Consider the following 21,938-nt stretch of genomic DNA (forward strand, 5'->3'; position numbering starts at 1 on the left):
TACTGAGTATTATAACCTAATTATACCTTAAAAAAAAGAGATACTTTTCCACATGTGAAAATTTATCCCTTAAAAATTTAATATTTCATTTATCTGAATACCGTACATGCAAGCAAAAAAACTGCGCCATAATATGTCAGCAAGTTAAAAAAACGCATGATCTTCAGCTTATCTTCATAAAAATAAATAAAAAGCAAAAGAAAATCAGAAATAAAAAACAACACGCTGCCAACAAAAACATTCCAATAATATCTATCCAGCAGCAACATATCATATCCTTTGACACAAAGCAGCGTAACGATCAATGAATAAAGAATGACAGCGCGCTTATGAACCCCTACATGAAATTTCGGATGACGGATCAAAAAAAATGTCACAAGAGCAATACCGGCAGGCAAGACCAGATCCCACAATTCAAAAGAAGTCAGCCCGCTCATCCTTATGATGAAAAACACATGGCCTGTCACAAAGCTTATAAGTCCCCACACAAAGAAACGGTTTTTCTCCTTCCGCTCATCCATCCCTAACAGCACATCCCCCAGAAAACAAAAAAGAAAAGCCATCAGCCATAGCCAAAACAGCTTTTCTCTCATCACCCAGCAAGCAAGCATGACAAAAATAACACTTGTCATTGATTTAAACATAAGATAATATTTGGCATAACCCTTCCCATAGACTGCCAGCATCAATAGTCCAAAGCAAATGATATAGATCATCAGCAACATTTCTTCCATAATCGCTTCCCTCTTTCATTATGACATATCTTACCTCTTATCACAATGAAAAATATGACTATCTTTGCGATGAGCGAATCATATCTGAAAACATCTCCAGTTTTTTCTCAAAATCTTTGAAATCAGCCAATTTCCATGTCCAGTTTGTATCCAACAGCGTTCCCGGAATATTCATACGGCTTTTCGCATTTAAATGTAAGATATCCTGCATCGGAAGGATGACCCTATCGGCTTTGCTGTTCATCAAAAAAGCCATCAGGTTGTCAATCACACTTTCATAATGATAGCCGGCCGTATCTAAAAAGACTCTGGTTCTTCTTTTGAAAGAAGAGGTCTGTGAGTTCAGCCAGCTTACCAGCGGCTGATTATCATGAGTCCCTGTATATGCCACCACATTTTCAACATCATTCGCATACGGTGTTTGCGGATTAAAGGTAAACTGCAGCACCTTCATGCCCGGCAGATGGAAATGATCTCTCAGTTTGAGCACCTCCGGACGAAGATTACCTAAATCTTCAGCTATGATCTTCAAATTTTCTATCCTTGCAAACAACACATCGAATAATTCATAACCCGGAGCCTCTACCCATTCTCCTTCAACAGCCGTAGGACAGCTGACAGGAATCTTCCAATAAGTATCAAAGGCACGGAAATGATCAATTCGGATCACATCAAAAAGCTTTGTATTATAAGCCAGTCGATCACACCAGAAATCAAAGTCATGCTGTTTCATATAATCCCAATCGTAAAGCGGATTCCCCCAGCGCTGTCCGGTAACGCTGAAATAATCAGGGGGTACACCGGCAATAAAAGTCGGATGGGAGTGATCATCAAGCAAGAAATAATTCTGATTGGCCCAGACATCAACACTGTCAATTCCCACATAAATCGGCAGATCACCTATGATTTCAATATCATTTTCATTCGCATAAGCCTTTACCCTCATCCATTGCTGATAAAGAATATATTGAAGAAAGATTTCATAATTGATGGCCTCAGTAAAAGGTGTGAGATCATAAGCACGGTCTTTGATCCAATCCTGCTGTTCTTGCGGCCACTCATGCCAGATCTTCATGTCATTTTGTTTTTTAAACACGATAAACACAGCATATTCGATCACCCATTTTTGCGAAGCAAACTCTTTAAAAGCCTTATCCTGCTTGAAATTATGATAAGCCTCCTGATAATAGACGCTTTTAAAATGCCGCACTTCATCATAACTGACACTTTTTTTCTGTGCATGAAACTTCTTTGTTTTCCTGATCAATCCCATCCGCTTCAATTCATCCAAAGAAATATACAATTCATCCATTGCCTTCGATGAATAGGCTTGATAGGGACTATTGCCATAACCTAAAGGATTCAGCGGCAAAATTTGCCAGCTGCGACAGCCGCTCTTCTTCAGGTCGTCAATAAAATGTAGACAATTCTCGCCAAAATCACCAATACCATACGATGAAGGCAGTGATGAAACAGCCAATAAAATACCTGCTTTTCTCATATTTTCTCCTATTTGATATGACTCACTTTATAATTAAAATATATCACCAGAAATCCATTCTTTCAAGGCTGACTTCACGAAAATACCTTTGTAAATCATTCTCATGCATATGCATCTGTCTGTCTGCATTTTTATCACATAACTGCTTCTTGAAACTTATGCATATTTCAGACCTTGGTCAGGTTCACCACCCATTTTTCTTTATGCAATAGCCTTGTGGAAAGCATCAGTTTGAGAAGTTCGCTGGTCTGTCCCACCAGATACATGATATAGATATCGATCGATGTCAGATAAGCGATCAAGGACAGAAGAGGAATCGTAAACAGCCACATGAAGCCGCTGTCCATGATCAATGTCGATTTCGTATCACCACCGGCACGGACGATAAAATAATTTTGTGTATTCAAAGTATATAAAATAAAGCAGATCGATTGTACATGGATCATATTTTGGGCGGTGCTGATCACCTCAGTGCTGGCTGAGCCGTATAAGAATGGCACCGTAAAGCTGATCAGATACATGAACCCTGCAAAGAGCAGCGAAACAAAGAAGGAAAAGCCGACCATATGATAGCCGTTTTCTTTTGCTTCCTTTAGATGATTCGCCCCCAGCTGCTGAGATACCATGACCGTTGTCGCAACCGCCATGCCCGCAAAAAGAGTATAAAAGATATCTGTCATCGTTGTCGTGATCGCATAGCCGCTGAGAACATGACTGCCACGTGTTCCATACAGCTTCAGCATCATCGCATTGCCCCCTGACCATAAAAGCTCATTGAGGCATAAAGGCGCCGCCTTAAAAGCGATGATCTTGATAAGCGAAAAAGGAATATGATGAAGCTCACTGACTTTGCTTGCAAACGGAAAATGACGTCTTTTCATGATATAAAGCAAAACTGTCAGTTCGACGATTCGAGCAATCAACGTGGCAATTGCCGCACCGCTGACGCCAAGACGCGGAAAACCAAAATTACCAAAAATCAGACAATAATTAAAAAAAGTATTTGTCAATACGCTCAGCACACTGACCGCCAAAGGAATCTTTGTTTCACCAATACATCTCATGGCACTGCTGATCGCCAAAGAAGCCCCCAGCGGCAAATACGTAAGGCAGACGACTTGCAGATATTCAACCCCCACATTGATCAATAGCACATCATCTGTAAAGAAATGCAGGATCTGCCGAGGAAAAAATAAAGCCGCAAAGAAAAAAGGTAATATGATAAGATAGGAAGCACTGACAGAAAAACGGAAAGATTCCTTCATTTTCTGTTCATTTTCGGCACCAAAATACTGTGCGATAAAAATTCCCACGGCATTGATAACACCTAATGCCCCATAGTTCATGATCATAAAATAGCGATTGACAGCTGCCACCCCTCCTATTGCGGCATCTCCCAACTGACCGACCATCAGTGAATCGACTAAATTAACTGAAGTAGTCACCAGATTTTGAAGCATGATCGGAATGGCAATAGAGATTACCAGCAGATTAAATTTTCTGTTTCCTATATATTTATTCATATGTGACCCCCAATGAATCAAGAATAGCATATTCTTTTTTTGATAGTCAAGACAGTAAGAATCGTTTATAATAGAAAAGGGTGATTATATGGAAAAACAGCTGAACAGCCAGCTTATTTATGATGGGCGCGTCATTAAAGTAACCAAAGATGAAGTCTTATGTGAAAATGGAACGACTAGTTACCGCGAATGTGTAAAGGCACCGGGAGGTGTTGCTATCCTTGCGATCAAAGATCATGCGATTCTGCTTGTCAGACAATATCGTTATGTCGTTTCTGAAGAAACGATCGAAATACCGGCAGGTAAGATCGAACCAAATGAAGATCTGGCCGTATGTGCCAGCCGTGAGCTAGAAGAAGAAACCGGTTATAAAGCAGAAGAAATGATCAGACGTTTCACTTTCTATCCGACACCGGGTTTTTGCGGTGAGGTTCTTCACATCTATGAAGCAAAAAACTTAACGAAAGTTGAACACCCAAAAGCAATGGATGAAGATGAATGCATCAACAGTTATTTCCTTGACCTGGATGAAGCATACCAGCAAGTGATGAACGGAACGATTCGTGACAGCAAGACGATCATTGCGATTCAATATGCCATTCAAGCTTATAATAAAATATCTGATTAAAGATTTAATTTTTTTAAATTTTTTGTTGACAAGTGTATTTGTTGATGGTATTATATACAAGCAATCGGTGATATGGGCCTGTAGCTCAGGTGGTTAGAGCGCACCCCTGATAAGGGTGAGGTCGTTGGTTCAAGTCCATTCAGGCCCACCATCGATTTAAAATATACATGGGGTTTTAGCTCAGCTGGGAGAGCACCTGCTTTGCACGCAGGGGGTCAAGGGTTCGAGTCCCTTAAGCTCCACCATGTAAGCAGACAAACGAGTTAGAAGCATAAATGCTTATAACTCGTTTTTTTATAATCAACAAATGAATTTCAATTCATATTTTATATGATATAATAAAAATAACAAAAAACTATTGAAAAACAATAGAAATCATTAAAACATATTTCATTACAGGGAGGAAAATAAAATGAAAAAACTATTAAGTATGTTACTTGTATTAGGACTCTGTTCAGGTCTTACAGCTTGCGGCAATAATAACAGTAATGCCGATAAGCCAAACAACGAAAACGAACAGCAGGAAGAAATAAATGAAAAAAGTGATTTAGAAGCCGTTAAGGAAGTCTTTACATTAGAAACGGAAACTAATTCATATGGCTCCACTTTAGGATTGGCTAAAAACGATGACGGTGTGAAATTCAAAGTATATATCACCCTGGGGGATCAGGAAGCATCGGTTGTAGAAGCCTTTGGTGTCGGTGTCGGTACTCTTATCTATTGTGTCAACGGTGATGATTCAGAAACCTATATCGTAGATAATGATACTGTATTAGTTACTTTTTCTGATGCTACCAATGAATCCATGAAAGAAGATATGGAAAATTATTTAAGTGGCAAAGGATTAACTTTGGATCAGGTAAAGAATGCTTTGAAAGAAGAATTTAAATACTAGGGCGGATGCCCTTTTTATATTGTTTGACATTAGATTAAAAGAAAAGAATACCCATGAAGGTACTCAGATAAAATACTTAAAAATAAAGAATCAATAATTTTGGATAATCATTTACAAATTCACCTAATATGTTTACTCCAAAACAGTGAAAAAAACCAACAAAAATATGAGCTTACTGTCTTCTTCACTGCTTTGATCCTTCTTATTTCAATTAACTTTTTATAAAAAAGGACATAATGTATGTCCTTCCTTACTATTCTAAATTTTTTCATTAAAATATCACTATCCGTTTTATACTATTCATGAACATTTTAAATTTCTGTTTATATAAACCATTTTGTAGAACAATCTGAATAATAATTCACATCTACAAAAGATAAATAAGCATATATTTTTTATGATTCTTTTAATCTAAATGCTTTTCATTTCACGAAAATCATCCTAACATTTAAATCTATCATAATTGCTAAACTTAATCTGCTTTTTTATAAATATTACATTAACTTCTGTCCATAATAAGCATTTGGGCCATGCTTTCGCAGATAGTGTTTTTCCAATAAAGATTTTTGCATTGGATCTGCCTTCGGTGAGATAACCATTGTTTTAATTGCCATATGTGCTAGTGTTTCTAGAATAAACGCATTATTCAGTGCATCCATAGGATTTTTTCCCCACGTAAAAGGACCATGAGAACAAACTAATACCCCTGGAATACTCATAGGGTCTATGTTACGATGCATAAATTCTTCAACAATTACCTTACCTGTATTATGTTCGTAATTATTACTAATTTCCTCAAATTTCATCTCTCTTGTGCAAGGAATAGCTCCAAAAAAGTAATCGCCATGTGTTGTTCCAAATGAAGGAATATCCATTCTCGCCTGCGCAAAAGCAACTGCATTCATAGAATGTGTGTGCACAACTCCTCCGATAGAAGGAAATTTTTTATACAATTCCAAATGTGTTTGGAGATCACTAGATGGTTGCAATGATCCTTCAATAACTTTACCATCTAAATCTGTAACAACCATATCAGAGGCAGACAATTTATCATAAGGAACACCGCTTGGTTTGATTACAATCCAATTACGCTTTCTATCTATACCAGAAACATTTCCCCAAGTAAGAATTACTAATCCATATTCAGGCAACATTTTATTTGCCTGACAAACACTCTTTTTTAAATCTTCTAACATTTATATCCACTTCCATCCATAAATTTGTACATAGCAATCTCTCCACTTTCACGGTTTGCTGCGACTAGCCTATTTTCACCGAAAAACAAACAATTTGCAGCTCCTTTTCCATGATCGATAAGTTCCATATGATATGTTTCTTTCTCTTTGTCATAGCTTACTATAAATAATTCTCGATCTCCTTCACGGTTACCTACAAATGCACACGAATTGCCGTTCACTTTTCCTGTACAAATTGCATGAAGAAAAGGCAATCTTTTTGATGATCGATATACCCATTCATATCCATGCTCCGTTTGCCTATAAATGCTAAGCGAATCGCCATGGAAAGGAGAAATGACGATTAATTCTTCTTTACCATCTCCATCAAGATCTACACATACCATATCGCTAGCCTGTACATCCAATATTTTTTGATATTGCCATTCACACATTTTATTTTTTGGTGGAATGACCTTATATATTCCATTGTCTGCGCCAATGAGCGCAGCAGAAACATCATCTTTTTTCAATTTACAAAAACCATGATTATGATATAGACCACTAATCAGTGGTGTTAGCTTTAAAGGGTGATCACTATCATATAGGCTCAGATTCTCATCTAATTCTCCAACCCATACTCTTCCTGGACACGTCCAATCGTCTTTAAATGCATGTGCAGATTTAATTGTACAAGCTATTAAATATCGAATCCCCCCCTGTTCTAAAATACCAAAGCGATGAACAAATGGAAGTTTACATAACAGATTTCTTTCCCATATTCCATTTTTTCGTTGATAATATACAATAGCAGCTTTAGAACCATCATTAGGTGAATAAAACCGTTCTGTTGCAAATAAAGTAGGAACAATATCAGATATTTGCTCCATCGACATTACTCCTCCCGGCCCATCCCATAGTTGTTCGATTAGGCATCCCTCATCATCAAATAGATACGCCGGATCTTGTTTCTCAGCAGCACAGGCGATAAATGTTTTACCATTCCATTCTAATAAGGCCAGTGAATAACATTTATTCAAATGTCCCATTACTTTTTTTTCTATTTTTAACATTTTCTCTCAACCTCATCTAATTTAGATTTGAATAATATGCACACCTGATTCAATTTATGTTGCCACTGGGAATCATCATCTATGTGCCAAAATTCAGTTACATATCGACGAACCCCCATTTGATAAGCAGTTTGAATTCCTTTATCAAAATCAACATGACCTTCTCCAAAAGGAACCTCTCTGAATATACCTGGCTTCGTTTCTTTCAAATGCATTGCAAGACAATGGCCTTTACCCAAAAGTAAATCATCCGTAACGTTCATTCCATATTGAAGGGCAGCATTTGTTAGATTTCCTAAATCTGGATATACATGCAAATAAGGAGATTGTATCTTATCAACATAATTCATGGCTTTTTCTACTGTATTCATAAAAGGAGTTTCCATCGTTTCAAATCCTAGCAAAATTCCATATTTTGAAGCTATCTCTACCGATTTTCGTAAATTGATCTCAAACCATTGTTTACTTTCTTTCGAAGATTTCTCATAATATACATCATAACCAGCTAATTGTATCATTCGAATACCTAAATCATTTGCAAGCAAAATGGCTTTTTCCATGATATCTAAAGAACGCTTTCTTATTTCCTCATTTAAAGAACCTAGCGGATATTTTCGATGACCACTTAGACACATAGAGGTTACTGGCATTTTCATCTTTTTTTGTAACCCTAAAAAATGCGATCTTTCTTCTGTATTCCAATTTAATCGAGACAGCTTTTCCTCTGTTTCATCAATGCTGATTTCAATATAATCATATCCCGCTTCCTTTGCCGCAATCATCTTTTCCTCCCATTTCAAGGATCTTGGGACTGCTTTTTCATACATTCCTAATTGATATGTTTTCATTATTATAACAATGAAGTAAAAGGGATATTTTGCGGCGCTTCGAAGCAATCATCAAACCCTCTTGGATAATGGTAAATCTGTTTTGCCTGATCAGTCGGATAAACATATTTTCCACCTACTGCCCAAATAAAGGGATGAAACTTATAATCTAAAACATTTTTTCGATATTTCCATAGCCACTGGATTTCTAATGGATCTGCCTGAAAATTCGTCCAAACATCATAATGGATTGGAATAACAACTTTGCAACGCAGGGCTTCTGCCATTCGCAATACATCTACAGATGTCATCTTATCTTGTATTCCCACCGGATTCTCTCCATATGATCCAAATGCTACATCAATTTTATGTTTTTTCCCATGCATTGCATAATAGATTGAATAATGAGAATCACCACTGTGATAAATATTGCCTCCTGGAGTTTTCAATAAATAATTAACTGCTTTCTCATCCATATCATTTGGACACTTTCCTGCCAGTTCTTCCCGATCTTCTCCAACTGAATCAGTTGTTACTAAACAAGTACGATCAAAAGACTGCAATACTACTATTTCAATATCTTTAATTTGCAGCGTATCTCCTGGTTTAACAATTCGACAACGGTCCTCAGGTACTCCCCATGAAATCCATGTTTCCACAGACTTTTTTGGTCCTATAAATGGAACTGGAATTTTTTCTCCATTATTATTTGTCGTCATCAAGCCATCGTTGACTACATGTGCTGCCAATTCCTCACTCATATGATCATGATGATAGTGAGTTGCTAAAACGGCATCTATTTGATTAATTGCATAAGGATCTATTACAAATGGTACAGCACGCAAGTTTGGTTGCATCTTTCTTGCACCTGACATATTTGCCATCTGATGTCCTACGGCCATTTTGCCATTCCCGTGTGTACGTTTACCATTTCCGGTCCATAAATCAACCGTAATATTTGCTAAAGGAGTTTTAAACCAAATACCTGTGCACCCTAACCACCACATTGCTACAGTATCAGACTTTACATTTTCGGCTTCAATTTCTTCGTTTAACCATGTTCCCCACTCAGGAAACGTCTTTCTTATCCACTCTTCTCTCGTATATCCTTCAATTTTGTTCATACTGTCACCTCTCTATCCATTTATATACCAGCACATTTAAAAATTTTTCTTCTCTTTTATCACAATTGAGAAAGCACACTTTCCAAGTAATGTGCTACCCCATCTAAATCATTAGATAAAGTTTGTTGCGTTGATGCAGCTAGAACTGCTGCGGATGCATTTCCCATCGCAATTCGATGAGCAGCACGGGAAAATAGTGGTAAATCATTATCATAATCACCAATTACAGCCGTATTCCATGGAGAAACATGTAAGTATTCCTGTAACTTTTGTAATCCGACTTCTTTTGAAACATTTTTAGGAAAAATAGCATGGAAATTTTTCCCTGAATTTTTCAATTCCGCACCAAAAGAGGATGCTATTTTTTGAATTTCTTCAAAATCATCTTTTTTTATATTTAATATACCTATTTTGTATAACTGATTGATTTCCTCAATTTCATGATACGACTTTACTTCTTTATATGTAAAATCTGACAAGTTGGATAAGTTAGATGGATCTCCTACCACCTGAGCTAGTTTCTCATCGATCAAATGTACATATCCTGAATAATACATACATCTTTTCGAATAACAAATATATTTCCAATCACATTTTTCAATCTCCCCGAGAATTCCTTTGCTTTGGTTTTCACTAAGTGTATGATTATAAATTACTTTTCCCGTCCGATGATCCATGACCAATGCACCATTATTTGTTATAGAATAAAGATCATTATCAAGAGCCTTAGCAATCAAACGAATCATATTATTGTTTCGTCCCGTACCTAGACTAAAATAAATACCTTTTTCCCTGATCTTGTGAATCGCTTGTATCGTCGCCGTCGAAAACTGTCCGTTTGAATGAATTAATGTTCCATCCACATCTGACACGATTAATAAAATATCACTATTCTTTTTTTGGTGATTTGACGCCTTATTTATCATTTTATCGTTCATTTTCTAAATCAATCATCTTCAACAAAAACAATCTCATCTCCACGATCAATAGCAAAATTAGGTTTCTTTTCTCTTATTTCCTTCCAATAACCATCACATGGCTGATCCAGCAAAACACCTTCTTTGATTAATTGCTCACGTACCTTTACCCCATCCACTTGACGTGGTGGAATTCCCTTTGATATAGACATATGCGCCGCAATCCCTGCTGCCTGTCCAGTACCCATTGCTGGTGCGATGATCCTCATTGCCCCATTTGCATGAAATTCTGCTGAACAGCAACGTCCAACACAAAGCAAATTTTCAATTTTCTTAGGTAATAGACATCGATAAGGAATCTCACAATAATCCTGAGGATTCACTCTTGCAGGATATCCACCAGGTACACCAAAAGGATGCATACGTGCATCACAGTCCTGACCTATATGCGACTCTTCCATCACAGCAGAGCCTATTGGTGAAGGAATATGGATATGTCGAATGGTATACCACCATTGATTCGTAGGATGATGAGCATCAAAACGTTCTGGAAAACGAGCAATTCCGTCCTTGAATTTCATACCCGAAGCAACATCTGATGCTTTCAGCATATACTCTCCAAATATACGTCGAGAATCACGAACACCAGGTATAGAACCCAATCCAACAAGACGCACATTTTCAAAACCAGGTACGTACTTTCGTAAAAATTTATGAAATTGCTTGATTAATTGATGTTGTTCCAGTATTTGACGAGTGATATCTTCAACATCGGTATTGTGACAAAAATAGCTTTGAAAAGAAAAAGTTACAAACTCAGCATTATCCTCCGGAGTATTAGGTATCCGGACACGATAAAATCCCGAACGTTTTGTACAAACATGTCTGGAAATTTCACCTTTCTTAATTGCTTCTTCTTCCAAAACATAAATGAGTGGATAAAGTGGCTCCCTACCTTTTTCTCTTTCTGAAGCTTTATATTCATCCTCTGCAGCTTGGTATTTTATAAGATCTGCTCCAGCCCACCGACTTCCTTGTGAAGTTCCCTGGTTAAGACCTGCAAAATCCTGTCCTCCTACTTCATATGGTACACCTGATAAAGCAGCAACATCTGCATCACCGGTCGCATCAATGAATATATCTGCCACTACTTTCATGTATCCTCCTTTAGTATAAAAGATGGCAGCTTGTATTTTTTCATTCTCCACTACTGTGCCAATACATGTAGAATCGTACAAAATTCTAGCTCCTGCTTCAAATAACATATCTTCAAGCACAAGTTTTCCATATTCTGGTTCAAAAGAAGGATTCCGATAGTAATCTTTATCCGGATAAGGGCTGCGCAATTGCCCAATCTCATCCAATCGCTTGGCAAATTCCAATGAAAGTCCTTCAATTCCTCCGGCAATCTGTGGTACGTATCCATTTGTAGCCAATCCGCCCAAAGTCACGCTTCTTTCCAAAAGAATAGTGTGCAATCCTTTTCTACCACATTCAATCGCTGCTGCGCAACCTCCGGTTCCTCCTCCGATAATGGCAACATCGCAATAGAGTGTTTTTGTAATATTAACCATATTTATCTCCTTTCGATAAATTCAAGTGACTCACATATTTAAATGTTTTTTAAAGATGAAAAATAATATTTATTGCTAGTAAAAAATACATTACTGGTATGACACAGAGAAATCGTGACATAGATCGTCGTACAATATCTCTGTAAATTAAATACATCTGTACACCATAGAGCATCGCTAAAAATAAGATAGTTGGAAATTCTTTCGTATAAAGATTAAACAATTGCCCAACCACAATCGTAGGTGGGAGTATGTTTAATGCTAATACTACCAATATTAAAAGTACTGATATAAGGACACAATAAATTCCTATCGCTACGAACGGAAGCGTTTTTAAGCCTGCTTCAAAAGATAATCGTTTTGGTTGCCATTTTATACGTGAATCTTTGATTTTTTTGTATTGTTTTGGCTGTTGGGAAGCCCAATAACGTCTACTCATAGGCATCAAGAATCTTTTCCTTAATCTCTGCAGTGGACATAATATTTTTTAATCCAATTATCTTGCATCCGCTTGCAGCAGCATCTTCAAAATTGGCAACTAAGTTACGATTACAGAATATCATGTCATAAAGCTTACCTTGTGATGCTCCAATAGATACCTGAACTGGTTCAACAGTAGCTGTAATTCCCATTTCATCAAATACCCTTTTCACATTTCTTGAAAGTAAAATACAGGTACCCTGTCCTATACCACAGCATGTTAAAACTTTATATTTTTTCTTTTTATCCAAAGCCATAGAATGTTCCTCCTTTTACAATACAATGTTTATCAACAGGTATTCTACTTATTAAAGCAGAATACCTGTTGAAATCAATTTTTTAAATTTTCACTCGGATGCTTGCAAATTTGATTCATCTAAATTAGAAGAATTCACAATAGGTGTTTCCAATTCTGGATGCTTTGCCTTATAGGCATCCCAATCAGATGCAACTAACCAATAATCTTCTTTATCTTTTGTAAATATGTATTGGACAGTTGGTATCAGGCCAATTATGATTATTACTGCAATAATACCAGGAACGCCTAATTTAAATAGCCATCCGAACGTTCCATATAGTATCGATGTATCAGAAGGTGCTGCTAAACCACCAGTCACATACAGACCTGTTGCCATTCCAAAACTTGCAGCTAACCATGTATCTGCTATCGCAACCAGAAGTACACCTAATAATAATCCTTTTAATCCACCTCTCTTATAGCCAAACATACCTACGGAAGCATTGTCAAACATCATCTGCGTATATCCAACCATAACTATAACAGGAACATTTAAAAGAGCCATAATGATAGTTGATATGATCATCAACAATGTTCCTACAAGAAATCCTAAAGTGATTACATTTGGATTTCCACAGAATCCATAAAAAGCAGCTACATCAATTCCAGGAAGAACACCATGTAAGAGTTTTTCACTAATACCATCAAAAGATGCCATAATTTCAGCACTAAACATTTTTAAACCAGTAAACATGATCACTAATGAAATTGGAAATGTAGCGGCGGTATTAAAAATGTACATAAGGAAACTTGCATCTGGAGTAGTGAATCCAAGATCAATAAAAGTTTGCTGTCCCATAATCAACATAATTGCTCCGAAGAATATAAACATGACAATAAAGCATGCAACATACACATCATTAAATATGCTTAGCCATCCAGGTAACTCTAAATCATCGATCTTTCGAGGTAATCGACCTGTTTTTTTCAAGGTATCCTTTTCAATTTTCATGCCAATCTTATACATAACACCATCTAAGAACATTTGATTATGTGCAACAGTCATTCCTGATCCATCTGTCAGATCCTGGGAAGCTTCTACTGATATATTTCCGATACAGGACATCTTGGTAGCCATGAATAAAGCAGCGATAATAATCAATTGCCATCCATCCAATACAGGTGCTAATAATGAAATTAAAATTAAATTTCGTGTAGCTTCTACAACCAGTCCATGACCTTGTAAAGGAAGATCACGAACTTTTGTAATTTTCTTAAATAATGCAAATGCAATCATCAAACCGAAAGCAATCCACAAAACAATACCCGCTTGTCCAGCATTTCCGCCATGTTCTTCAAAATAAGTAAGCATAGCAGAATTTCCATAATATACATCATTGATAACGACTTCCATTCCAAAAGCATCTTTCAAAGCATAAAGCAATGGTCGGAAAGTACTCGTCATCGTAGAGGTTGCTGTAGAGTATACATTAAATCCAATCAAGCATTTCAGACCACCTGCAAGAGCGTTTTTTAACCCTTTCCGGTTAATCATCTGCCCAATAAAGCATAAGACCAGCAAGAGCATATCTGCAGTGGTAAAAATATTCGTATAAATCCAACTGCCGATTGAACTAAGAATTTCCATAATTTTCTCCTTTCTTTTAGATCCCTCTTCTATTCACATGTTTCTGACAATAAACATTCATTACCATAAAGTAATTTGACAAAATCTTGTTCATTCTGTAAAGAAAGCAATGCAGCAATAATCTTTTCATTTTCTAGCATTTCTGCCAATCGCTGAATTTCTTCAAGGTGTTTCCCCTCATTTTCGGCCGCTATCACAAAGAATAACTCAGCAGCCATATCTGGTTCATCAGGATCCCCCAATACAGGAGAGTTGCACTTCATGAAACTCAGACAATTTTTTTGAACACTTTCGTATGCACCACAATGAGGAATACAGATGTGTGGAGCAATAAAAATATAGAATCCATTTTTTTCTACGTTTTTATAGATACCATCTACATATCCACTATCTATATAACCCTTTTGAATCAGTGGTTGACAAGCACAGGCAACAGCTTCTTTCCAATCAGAAAATGTGTCAACAAATACATATAAACCTTTTTCATATAGCTCTTTTAGTAAACTTAAATCCATAATAACTTGTTAAGCATCCATAAATGATTACTTTCTCCTTTCATTATTGTTCCCATTTTTTATCTAAATCGATCCGCGGTCTCTTTATGATTTCATTTTAATCGTTTTAATAAGATTGTTCAACCTTATTTTAAGATTGTTTATCTGATTATATGATTATTTCAGTTTAATTCAAAAAATTATATGAAATTATTATCATTTATAAATAATAATTATTATTTTTTTCAAAAAAAATGCAATTTTATGATTATTTATACTTGTTTTTATTACAATAAAATCATATAATTATAATAAATTGGAGAGAAAAACATGAAAGTAGATTATTTAACTGTAAAAAAAAGAAGAGATGATATTATGCGTATCATTCAAAAAATGGGAAAAGTAGATATGACCACTCTAGAAAATGAATTTAAGGTATCACCTGTTACTTTACGTAGAGATCTTCAATATTGGGAAGATAAAGGTGCAATTATACGTTATCATGGTGGAGCAAAATTAGTTCAGAACATGATTCATTTTGATAATAATGAATTTACTAATGAACGCTACAAACACGGAATTGCAAAATATGCTGCTAGATTAGTAGAAGAAAATGATACGATTTTTATTAATACCAGTTCTACAGCTCTTTTAATTATTCAATACATTATCGGAAAACGGTGCACAATCATTACAAATAATGCAAAAGCAATCTTCATCAAACATGATCCCCTTGTTCAAATTGCTTTGACTGGCGGAGAGCTTCGCTTTCCAAAAGAATCATTAGTTGGTGATATAGCCTTAAACGCCTTAAACAAAGTAGTAGCAACCAAATGTTTTTTAGGTTGTGGTGGCTTAAATGCAGAAAATGGCATGACAACAGCTATCATGCCAGAGGTAATTATTAATGAAACCATGTTGCAACGCACAGCAGGACAAAAATTCATCGTTTGTGATTATACAAAAATTGGATTAACTCACAGTTTTATTACTGCACCAATTGAAAAAATTGATCATATCATTACTGATATTAGTGCTTCTGATCTCGAATTAGATGAGATACGGCAGAGAAAGCCTGATATTATAATCGAAAAAGTTCCTCCTCTCCATACTCTTCCATCAAATGATGAATTTAATTACTAGGCATTTTCTAATGCCTTTTTTTATATCAGCTCATTCCCTTGCTTTCAAAATAATCAACAAGACTGTCAGCAATACAATCCACGATCTTATTCTGATAATTTTCAGATGTCAGCTTTTTACGATCATCAGGATTGCTTAAAAAGCCACATTCGATCAAAACACCCTGTATCCTGCTTTCATTTAAAATAAAGAAATTGCCTTTTGTAATCGTTTTATCCTGTTCTAAGACAGCATTTCCCTTCTCTTGAATATAACTAGCAAGCATCTTAGAAGCATCATCTTTATAAAAGACATGAAACCCTTTGACATCCTCACTTTGATATTTATTCATATGAATGCTGATAAATAAATCATTCTTTTCATCATTGATGATCGAGATTCGTTTATTCATATCCTCTTTTTTACGATTAACAGCAGTTATTGAAGCCAGATCATTCTCATCCTTTCGTGTCAGGATCACCTGACATCCTAAAGATTTTAATTTTGCTTCAAGCTTTTTGGTAATTGCCAGATTTAAAGGAGCTTCATCGACCCCTCCATCACTCGCCCCCAGATCCTTTCCTCCGTGTCCGCTGTCCAAAACAACGGTCACACCACTTAAAAGCTTCCCCTGCTGGATCGTTTTCACATAAGAAGGAATAAAAAGAAGAAGCGCCAAAAACAAAATAAAGACCCATCGTAATTTTTTCATATTTCATTATATGTCATCGCTCCTTCATCTTGACACTTTTTATATGAAAGATTTTTTTAGCCAACAATGCCTGTATGAAAAAAGAAATTGCCATTCCACATGTAATATCGCTTAAAAAATGAGCACCGGCAACGATCCTTGACAATCCGACCATCAATGTAAAGATGAAGCTTATGGAAAATAAGAGATATCCTTTACCTTCAAAACGTTTATTTAACAATAAAAGCACACCTGTCGTAAAGCAGCAGGCAGCACAGGCCGTATGTGCTGAAGGAAATGATTTAAATTCATCTGCAGGTATTCCCTGCATGCTTAACGGTTCTTTCAATGAATTACCGATCATCCACCATGGCTGAAAAGAAATTTCCGGATGTGTTGAAATAAAACGCATGCGTGGACGCTGCCAGAATATTTTGATGATATTGACAACAAGTAAAGTAAGTATCGGTGTCAAGATAAGAAACCATGCAATTTTCTGGAGCATATCATGATCCTTATTTTCACATAGCCGAAAGATGATGATATTTACAGTTATGATGATGAAAAGCGAAATGATGACAGCGATAAAAAGAGGCATCTGCGGAATATATTTAAGCGTATCAAAGGAAAGCATGACAAAAACAAAAAGATTTAATATAAAAACAAAGATGAACGTTATGATAAATGTTTCTTTTCTTGTTTGTCGGTCAAAGACATCTTTCATCAGCAGTCCTCCTCCGCCAATCAGACATAACATGGCAGGAAGCTGCCCATACGCCGATAAAAGGATACCAAACATATGCTTGGCATCATAAAGTTTTAAAGATATCTGATAATCAAAGAAAGATCCTAAAAGCATCAGGCTTATGATCACAAACAAGAATATAAATAATTGTCTATGGGAATATAACTTCAAAACAAATCCTCCTATCTTTATTTATCTTAACATAAATCATTTTATTTTTTTATTTCAATTCTGTAAGTAAAAAGGACTCAATTTGAGTCCATCAGTTCTTGTATTTCATCTTCAGTAAAGGTCTGGGTATCAATCAGTGTCTGAATGACCGCCTGCTGCCGTTTATAGGCATTTTCAGCATGATCACTGAGCTGGTAATTGCTGGGTGACTGCGGGATACCGACGACAAGGGTTGCTTCATTAAAGGTCAGATTCTTTGGTTCTTTCCCGAAATAGCCCTCACTTGCCTGATAGATACCGATATGATTATCACCATAATTAATGATATTTAGATAAATCTCCAATATCGTATCTTTGTCATATTGACTTTCGATATCATGAACCATGAAAAATTCCGCAAATTTTCTTATGATCGAAGGCTCATAACCAAAATAAAGATTTTTTGCCAATTGCTGTGTGATCGTGCTTCCACCACCGCTCAGCTGTCCTGTTGTCAAAAGGACATAGGCAATCCTTCCATAAGCAATGAAATCTACACCGCAATGCGAATAGAAGCGCTGATCCTCGGTTGAGATCGTTGCCTTGATGACATAATCACTGATATCTTCGATCTCGACATAATCATCTTTCGCCTGAATCTGAGCGATTTTATCCTTCAGCGATATTTCACTAAGTGCCTTTTTATATTCCACAAATCCTAAGGACGTCAATATGATAAAAATAAGTAAAATGATTGAAAGTGTCCATTTGATTAACCTCTTCATCTTGATCACCCGATTTCATTATACACAAATTTCGCTTAAAAAGGGGCTTTCTTGCATAAGTGTAAGCAAAATGTAAGGTTAATAGACACTGTTGCCATGAGAATCGATCGCTATGATGCAAGGAAAGTCTTCTACTTCATAGCGATAGATCGCTTCTGCTTTTAAATCTTCAAAAGCAATACATTCCGCTTTTTTGATACATTGGCTCAAAAGAGCACCTGCACCGCCGATACAGATGAGATAGCCGGCATGGTTGCGCACAATAGCATCCTTGACCTGTTGCGTACGATATCCTTTTCCGATCGTAGCACGGACCCCTAAATCATAAAGAAGGGGTGCATAGGCATCCATACGCATGCTCGTTGTCGGTCCGGCACTGCCTACGATTGCATGTGGAGGTGCAGGTGTCGGCCCTACATAATAAATACAGGCATTTTCCAATTCAAAAGGAAGCTTCTCATTATTATGGATCATCTCGACAAGACGCTTATGCGCCGCATCACGAGCCGTATAGATGACTCCGCTTAGCTGCAAGGAATCACCTGCATGAAGCTTATCACAAATTTCTTTGGTCAGGGGTAAGGTTATTTTCATATGATCACCTCACTGATATGTCGTGTGATATGACATGAGATATTGATAGCTACCGGCAGGCCGGCAATATGGGTCGGTACCTGCTCGATATTGATCTTTAAAACGCTTGTCTTTCCTCCAAGTCCCTGAGGTCCGATGTTCAGCTGATTAGCTTCTTCAAGAAGCTCCCTTTCCAATTGAGCATATTCGGGATCGGGATTTTCAAGCGAGCAGTCACGTAAAGTTGCTTTTTTCGCAAGAACAGCCGCATAATCAAAGCTGCCACCGATACCGACACCTACGACCATCGGCGGGCAGGCATTCGGTCCGGCATTTTTAATGGCATCAAGGATCGTTCTCTTGACCCCTTCAACACCCTCTGCCGGTTTCAACATCCTTATGACCGACATATTTTCACTGCCAAAGCCTTTACAGCCAACCGTTAGTTTCACAGCATCACCGTCAACGATCGCCGGATAGATGATACAAGGGGTATTGTCTTGTGTATTGATACGGTGAAAAAGAGGATCGGCAACGATACTTTTGCGTAAATAGCCTTCTTCATATCCTAAGGCTACTCCTTTTTGAATGGCTTCATTTAAAGAACCATCGACCAGATGTACTTCCTGTCCGATCTCAATAAAAACGATGACCATCCCTGTATCCTGACAGATCGGGATTCTTTTTTCCGCAGCAATCTGACTGTTTCTTTCTAATAACTCTAAAATTTCTTTTCCCAAAGGATTCGTTTCCTTTTGTCTGGCTTCTCTTAAGAGTTCTTCAATATCCTGTGGATAATGAAAATTAACCTGCTGGACCATTTCCCTGATCTTGTCTTGAAGTTTCAAAACGCTGATTTCTTTCATTTTAAGGCCTCTTTTTTTACAGCCTCAGCTACGACCTGAGCCACTTTCGGATTAAAGGCATCAGGAATGATATACTCTTCATTCAATTCATCATCGCTGACAATGCCGGCAATGGCTTTTGCGGCCGCTAATTTCATCGCTTCTGTGATATCCTTGGCACGTGCATCCAAAGCACCGCGGAAGATGCCCGGGAATACGAGCACATTATTGATCTGATTTGGGAAATCACTTCTTCCTGTCGCAATCACTCTGGCACCGCCCTTTTTCGCCTCATCCGGCATGATCTCCGGTGTCGGGTTGGCCATTGCGAAAATAATGGCATCTTGATTCATCGTACTTACCATCTCTGCTGTCAGTACATGCGGTGCGCTGACCCCGATGAAAACATCACGACCGGCGATCACCTTCTTTAAATCTCCCTGTATTTTCTCTTGATTGGTAAGCTGAGCCATTTCCTTTTGCGCATCATTCATCCATGGCTCTCCTTCACACAAGGCACCGTTCTTATCTACGAGCACACAGTTTTTCATACCTAGCTGAAGTAAAAGACGGGCAATGCTGATTCCCGCACTACCGGCACCATTAATGACGAAGCGGGCGGTTTCTATATCTTTTTTCACCAGCTTCAACGCATTGATGATTCCGGCACTGACAACAATGGCCGTACCATGCTGATCATCATGAAAAACCGGAATATCACATTCTTCTTTTAAACGTCGTTCGATCTCAAAACAGCGAGGTGCAGAAATATCCTCCAGATTAATTCCGCCAAATGTCGGCGATAAGGCTTTTACGATACGAATGATCTCTTCGCTATCCTGCGTATCCAAGCAGATCGGAAAAGCATCGATGCCTGCAAATTCCTTGAATAAGATAGATTTTCCTTCCATGACCGGCATTGCAGCCCAAGGACCGATATTTCCTAATCCCAAGACCGCTGAACCATCGCTCACGACCGCTACCGTATTGCCCTTGGTCGTATATTTATAAACATCCTCACGATTTTCATGGATCTTGCGACAAGCCTCGGCAACCCCCGGTGTATAAGCAAGACTGAGGTCATGCATATTCTTGACTTTGACCTTGCTGACCACTTCCAGCTTTCCTTTATGTTCTTCATGTAACTTTAATGATTCTTCATACACGCTGCTCATAAAAAAACACTCCTTATAATAAATTGATCTTATTTTCTTTACATTTTTTACGCATTTCTTCGCTCCACATCGATACCTGGACCTCACCGATATGAGCCTTGTTCAATAAAAGCATACATAAACGTGACTGTCCGATGCCGCCGCCGATCGTCAAAGGCAATTTTCCTTCAAGAATCTGTTGGTGGAACGGATAATGCAATCGCTCACTGGCATGAGCTTTTTCACATTGACTGACGAGGCTTTTCTCATCAACACGAATTCCCATGCTGCTCAGCTCGAACGAGCGATCCAATAGCGGATAATAAACGAGCAAATCTCCATTCAGCTGCCAGTCATCATAGTCAGGAGCACGCCCATCATGTCTTTGACCGCTTTTCAAACGATCACCAATCTGCATCAAAAAGACGGTAGAATGTTTGCGGCAGATCGCATCCTCTCTTTCCTTTGGCGCCAGATCCGGATAAAGATCCTCTAACTGCTGGGTGGTAATAAAGAAAACATTGTTGCTGACCATCGGTTTTAATTGCGGATAAGCATAGCGTAAGATCGTCTGCGTCTGAACGATCGCCTTCACGATCTTCAAGACCGTTTCCTTTAATGTATCAAGATTACGGTCTTCTCTGGAAATAACCTTCTCCCAGTCCCACTGATCGACATATACCGAATGCAGATTATCTAATTCTTCATCACGACGAATCGCATTCATATCCGTATAAAGACCTTGAAAGCCTCTCAGATCATAACGATTCAAAGCAGCCCTTTTCCATTTGGCCAATGAATGTACCACCTCTACCTGCTCATCCAGATCCTTGATCTCAAAGCTGACCGGCCGCTCAACACCATTAAGATCATCATTCAACCCGCTTTTCTTAGAAACATAAAGCGGCGCCGAAACACGAACCAGGTTCAAGCAGTCCGCCAATCGTTTTTCAAACTGGTCCTTTACGATTTTTATCGCAATCTCACTATCTAAATAAGAAAGCGGATTATCATAATTTTCAGGCAAGATCAGTTTACTCAT

At 37.6% G+C, this 21,938-nt stretch carries 22 protein-coding genes and 2 tRNA genes; 5 read left to right on the plus strand and 19 right to left on the minus strand.

Annotated features, from left to right (window positions below):
- Positions 1-89 precede the first annotated feature (89 nt).
- From ACZYT3_RS02040 to ACZYT3_RS02050, 3 genes are all read right to left on the minus strand, one after another.
- Complete coding sequence (locus ACZYT3_RS02040; RefSeq protein WP_464087500.1) at positions 90-734, minus strand: lysoplasmalogenase family protein; 645 nt, start codon at positions 732-734, stop codon at positions 90-92.
- Positions 735-792: 58 nt separating this feature from the next.
- Positions 793-2,235, minus strand: a complete 1,443-nt coding sequence (gene malQ, locus ACZYT3_RS02045; protein WP_464087501.1) for a 4-alpha-glucanotransferase — start codon at positions 2,233-2,235, stop codon at positions 793-795.
- A gap of 167 nt (positions 2,236-2,402) precedes the next feature.
- On the minus strand, positions 2,403-3,758 hold the full coding sequence (locus ACZYT3_RS02050; protein ID WP_464087502.1) for an MATE family efflux transporter: 1,356 nt from the start codon (positions 3,756-3,758) through the stop codon (positions 2,403-2,405).
- An 88-nt stretch (positions 3,759-3,846) separates the two neighbouring features.
- Here ACZYT3_RS02050 and ACZYT3_RS02055 point away from each other — a divergent pair, with 88 nt between their 5' ends.
- The 4 genes from ACZYT3_RS02055 (at position 3,847) to ACZYT3_RS02070 (ending at position 5,281) form a co-directional block, all read left to right on the plus strand.
- The gene (locus ACZYT3_RS02055; RefSeq protein WP_294562061.1) at positions 3,847-4,386 is read left to right on the plus strand and encodes an NUDIX hydrolase; all 540 of its coding nucleotides are present in this window, start codon (positions 3,847-3,849) and stop codon (positions 4,384-4,386) included.
- Between the two features lie 74 nt (positions 4,387-4,460).
- Positions 4,461-4,537: transfer RNA gene (locus ACZYT3_RS02060), tRNA-Ile, on the plus strand.
- A gap of 18 nt (positions 4,538-4,555) precedes the next feature.
- A tRNA-Ala gene (locus tag ACZYT3_RS02065) sits at positions 4,556-4,631 on the plus strand.
- Positions 4,632-4,798: 167 nt separating this feature from the next.
- The gene (locus tag ACZYT3_RS02070) at positions 4,799-5,281 is read left to right on the plus strand and encodes a hypothetical protein (RefSeq protein WP_464087503.1); all 483 of its coding nucleotides are present in this window, start codon (positions 4,799-4,801) and stop codon (positions 5,279-5,281) included.
- 494 nt (positions 5,282-5,775) lie between these two features.
- On the opposite strand, the gene ACZYT3_RS02075 is transcribed toward ACZYT3_RS02070, so the two are convergent.
- From ACZYT3_RS02075 to ACZYT3_RS02115, 9 genes are all read right to left on the minus strand, one after another.
- Positions 5,776-6,477 (minus strand): L-ribulose-5-phosphate 4-epimerase, encoded by a 702-nt coding sequence (locus ACZYT3_RS02075; RefSeq protein ID WP_464087504.1) that lies wholly within the window; start codon positions 6,475-6,477, stop codon positions 5,776-5,778.
- On the minus strand, positions 6,471-7,529 hold the full coding sequence (locus ACZYT3_RS02080) for a hypothetical protein (RefSeq protein ID WP_464087505.1): 1,059 nt from the start codon (positions 7,527-7,529) through the stop codon (positions 6,471-6,473). The genes ACZYT3_RS02075 and ACZYT3_RS02080 overlap by 7 nt, the downstream gene beginning before the upstream one ends.
- Positions 7,523-8,377, minus strand: coding sequence for an L-ribulose-5-phosphate 3-epimerase (locus ACZYT3_RS02085; RefSeq protein WP_464087506.1), 855 nt, complete (start codon positions 8,375-8,377; stop codon positions 7,523-7,525). The genes ACZYT3_RS02080 and ACZYT3_RS02085 overlap by 7 nt, the downstream gene beginning before the upstream one ends.
- Positions 8,378-8,379: 2 nt before the next feature.
- Positions 8,380-9,480: an L-ascorbate 6-phosphate lactonase gene (gene ulaG / locus ACZYT3_RS02090; protein ID WP_464087507.1), complete on the minus strand. Its 1,101-nt coding sequence runs from the start codon at positions 9,478-9,480 to the stop codon at positions 8,380-8,382.
- 59 nt (positions 9,481-9,539) lie between these two features.
- Entirely contained in the window at positions 9,540-10,418 is an 879-nt protein-coding gene (locus tag ACZYT3_RS02095) for an HAD family hydrolase (RefSeq protein WP_464087508.1), read from the minus strand.
- A gap of 8 nt (positions 10,419-10,426) precedes the next feature.
- Positions 10,427-11,971 (minus strand): FAD-dependent oxidoreductase, encoded by a 1,545-nt coding sequence (locus tag ACZYT3_RS02100; RefSeq protein ID WP_464087509.1) that lies wholly within the window; start codon positions 11,969-11,971, stop codon positions 10,427-10,429.
- Positions 11,972-12,402: 431 nt separating this feature from the next.
- On the minus strand, positions 12,403-12,708 hold the full coding sequence (locus ACZYT3_RS02105) for a PTS sugar transporter subunit IIB (RefSeq protein WP_464087510.1): 306 nt from the start codon (positions 12,706-12,708) through the stop codon (positions 12,403-12,405).
- A gap of 90 nt (positions 12,709-12,798) precedes the next feature.
- Positions 12,799-14,337, minus strand: a complete 1,539-nt coding sequence (locus ACZYT3_RS02110) for a PTS transporter subunit IIC (RefSeq protein ID WP_464087511.1) — start codon at positions 14,335-14,337, stop codon at positions 12,799-12,801.
- Positions 14,338-14,366: 29 nt separating this feature from the next.
- The gene (locus ACZYT3_RS02115; protein ID WP_464087512.1) at positions 14,367-14,852 is read right to left on the minus strand and encodes a PTS sugar transporter subunit IIA; all 486 of its coding nucleotides are present in this window, start codon (positions 14,850-14,852) and stop codon (positions 14,367-14,369) included.
- A 309-nt stretch (positions 14,853-15,161) separates the two neighbouring features.
- Here ACZYT3_RS02115 and ACZYT3_RS02120 point away from each other — a divergent pair, with 309 nt between their 5' ends.
- The gene (locus ACZYT3_RS02120; protein WP_464087513.1) at positions 15,162-15,974 is read left to right on the plus strand and encodes a DeoR/GlpR family DNA-binding transcription regulator; all 813 of its coding nucleotides are present in this window, start codon (positions 15,162-15,164) and stop codon (positions 15,972-15,974) included.
- A gap of 25 nt (positions 15,975-15,999) precedes the next feature.
- On the opposite strand, the gene ACZYT3_RS02125 is transcribed toward ACZYT3_RS02120, so the two are convergent.
- From ACZYT3_RS02125 to asnA, 7 genes are all read right to left on the minus strand, one after another.
- Entirely contained in the window at positions 16,000-16,665 is a 666-nt protein-coding gene (locus tag ACZYT3_RS02125; protein ID WP_464087514.1) for an N-acetylmuramoyl-L-alanine amidase family protein, read from the minus strand.
- Between the two features lie 13 nt (positions 16,666-16,678).
- A complete protein-coding gene (locus ACZYT3_RS02130; protein WP_464087515.1) occupies positions 16,679-17,560 on the minus strand; it encodes a phosphatase PAP2 family protein in 882 nt (293 codons plus the stop codon).
- 77 nt (positions 17,561-17,637) lie between these two features.
- Positions 17,638-18,324 (minus strand): biosynthetic peptidoglycan transglycosylase, encoded by a 687-nt coding sequence (locus ACZYT3_RS02135; protein ID WP_464087516.1) that lies wholly within the window; start codon positions 18,322-18,324, stop codon positions 17,638-17,640.
- 78 nt (positions 18,325-18,402) lie between these two features.
- Complete coding sequence (locus ACZYT3_RS02140) at positions 18,403-18,918, minus strand: FumA C-terminus/TtdB family hydratase beta subunit (RefSeq protein ID WP_464087517.1); 516 nt, start codon at positions 18,916-18,918, stop codon at positions 18,403-18,405.
- On the minus strand, positions 18,915-19,763 hold the full coding sequence (locus ACZYT3_RS02145) for a fumarate hydratase (protein WP_464087518.1): 849 nt from the start codon (positions 19,761-19,763) through the stop codon (positions 18,915-18,917). Before ACZYT3_RS02145 ends, ACZYT3_RS02140 begins: the two co-directional genes overlap by 4 nt.
- Positions 19,760-20,917: an NAD(P)-dependent malic enzyme gene (locus tag ACZYT3_RS02150; RefSeq protein ID WP_294562068.1), complete on the minus strand. Its 1,158-nt coding sequence runs from the start codon at positions 20,915-20,917 to the stop codon at positions 19,760-19,762. Before ACZYT3_RS02150 ends, ACZYT3_RS02145 begins: the two co-directional genes overlap by 4 nt.
- 13 nt (positions 20,918-20,930) lie before the next feature.
- On the minus strand, positions 20,931-21,938 hold the full coding sequence (gene asnA / locus ACZYT3_RS02155) for an aspartate--ammonia ligase (RefSeq protein ID WP_464087519.1): 1,008 nt from the start codon (positions 21,936-21,938) through the stop codon (positions 20,931-20,933).

The organism is Traorella sp. mt218 (genome assembly GCF_055420025.1).

Excerpts from the sequence above, each read along its gene's own strand:
- ACZYT3_RS02095 (WP_464087508.1), bottom strand. The coding sequence starts at position 10,418 with ATGAACGATAAAATGATAAATAAGGCGTCAAATCACCAAAAAAAGAAT.
- ACZYT3_RS02105 (WP_464087510.1), bottom strand. The coding sequence starts at position 12,708 with ATGGCTTTGGATAAAAAGAAAAAATATAAAGTTTTAACATGCTGTGGT.
- ACZYT3_RS02140 (WP_464087517.1), bottom strand. The coding sequence starts at position 18,918 with ATGAAAATAACCTTACCCCTGACCAAAGAAATTTGTGATAAGCTTCAT.
- ACZYT3_RS02075 (WP_464087504.1), bottom strand. The coding sequence starts at position 6,477 with ATGTTAGAAGATTTAAAAAAGAGTGTTTGTCAGGCAAATAAAATGTTG.
- ACZYT3_RS02115 (WP_464087512.1), bottom strand. The coding sequence starts at position 14,852 with ATGGATTTAAGTTTACTAAAAGAGCTATATGAAAAAGGTTTATATGTA.
- ACZYT3_RS02055 (WP_294562061.1), top strand. The coding sequence starts at position 3,847 with ATGGAAAAACAGCTGAACAGCCAGCTTATTTATGATGGGCGCGTCATT.
- ACZYT3_RS02125 (WP_464087514.1), bottom strand. The coding sequence starts at position 16,665 with ATGAAAAAATTACGATGGGTCTTTATTTTGTTTTTGGCGCTTCTTCTT.
- malQ (WP_464087501.1), bottom strand. The coding sequence starts at position 2,235 with ATGAGAAAAGCAGGTATTTTATTGGCTGTTTCATCACTGCCTTCATCG.
- ACZYT3_RS02070 (WP_464087503.1), top strand. The coding sequence starts at position 4,799 with ATGAAAAAACTATTAAGTATGTTACTTGTATTAGGACTCTGTTCAGGT.
- ACZYT3_RS02040 (WP_464087500.1), bottom strand. The coding sequence starts at position 734 with ATGGAAGAAATGTTGCTGATGATCTATATCATTTGCTTTGGACTATTG.
- ACZYT3_RS02135 (WP_464087516.1), bottom strand. The coding sequence starts at position 18,324 with ATGAAGAGGTTAATCAAATGGACACTTTCAATCATTTTACTTATTTTT.
- asnA (WP_464087519.1), bottom strand. The coding sequence starts at position 21,938 with ATGAGTAAACTGATCTTGCCTGAAAATTATGATAATCCGCTTTCTTAT.
- ACZYT3_RS02100 (WP_464087509.1), bottom strand. The coding sequence starts at position 11,971 with ATGGTTAATATTACAAAAACACTCTATTGCGATGTTGCCATTATCGGA.
- ACZYT3_RS02110 (WP_464087511.1), bottom strand. The coding sequence starts at position 14,337 with ATGGAAATTCTTAGTTCAATCGGCAGTTGGATTTATACGAATATTTTT.
- ACZYT3_RS02145 (WP_464087518.1), bottom strand. The coding sequence starts at position 19,763 with ATGAAAGAAATCAGCGTTTTGAAACTTCAAGACAAGATCAGGGAAATG.
- ACZYT3_RS02150 (WP_294562068.1), bottom strand. The coding sequence starts at position 20,917 with ATGAGCAGCGTGTATGAAGAATCATTAAAGTTACATGAAGAACATAAA.
- ACZYT3_RS02085 (WP_464087506.1), bottom strand. The coding sequence starts at position 8,377 with ATGAAAACATATCAATTAGGAATGTATGAAAAAGCAGTCCCAAGATCC.
- ACZYT3_RS02050 (WP_464087502.1), bottom strand. The coding sequence starts at position 3,758 with ATGAATAAATATATAGGAAACAGAAAATTTAATCTGCTGGTAATCTCT.
- ACZYT3_RS02120 (WP_464087513.1), top strand. The coding sequence starts at position 15,162 with ATGAAAGTAGATTATTTAACTGTAAAAAAAAGAAGAGATGATATTATG.
- ulaG (WP_464087507.1), bottom strand. The coding sequence starts at position 9,480 with ATGAACAAAATTGAAGGATATACGAGAGAAGAGTGGATAAGAAAGACG.
- ACZYT3_RS02080 (WP_464087505.1), bottom strand. The coding sequence starts at position 7,529 with ATGTTAAAAATAGAAAAAAAAGTAATGGGACATTTGAATAAATGTTAT.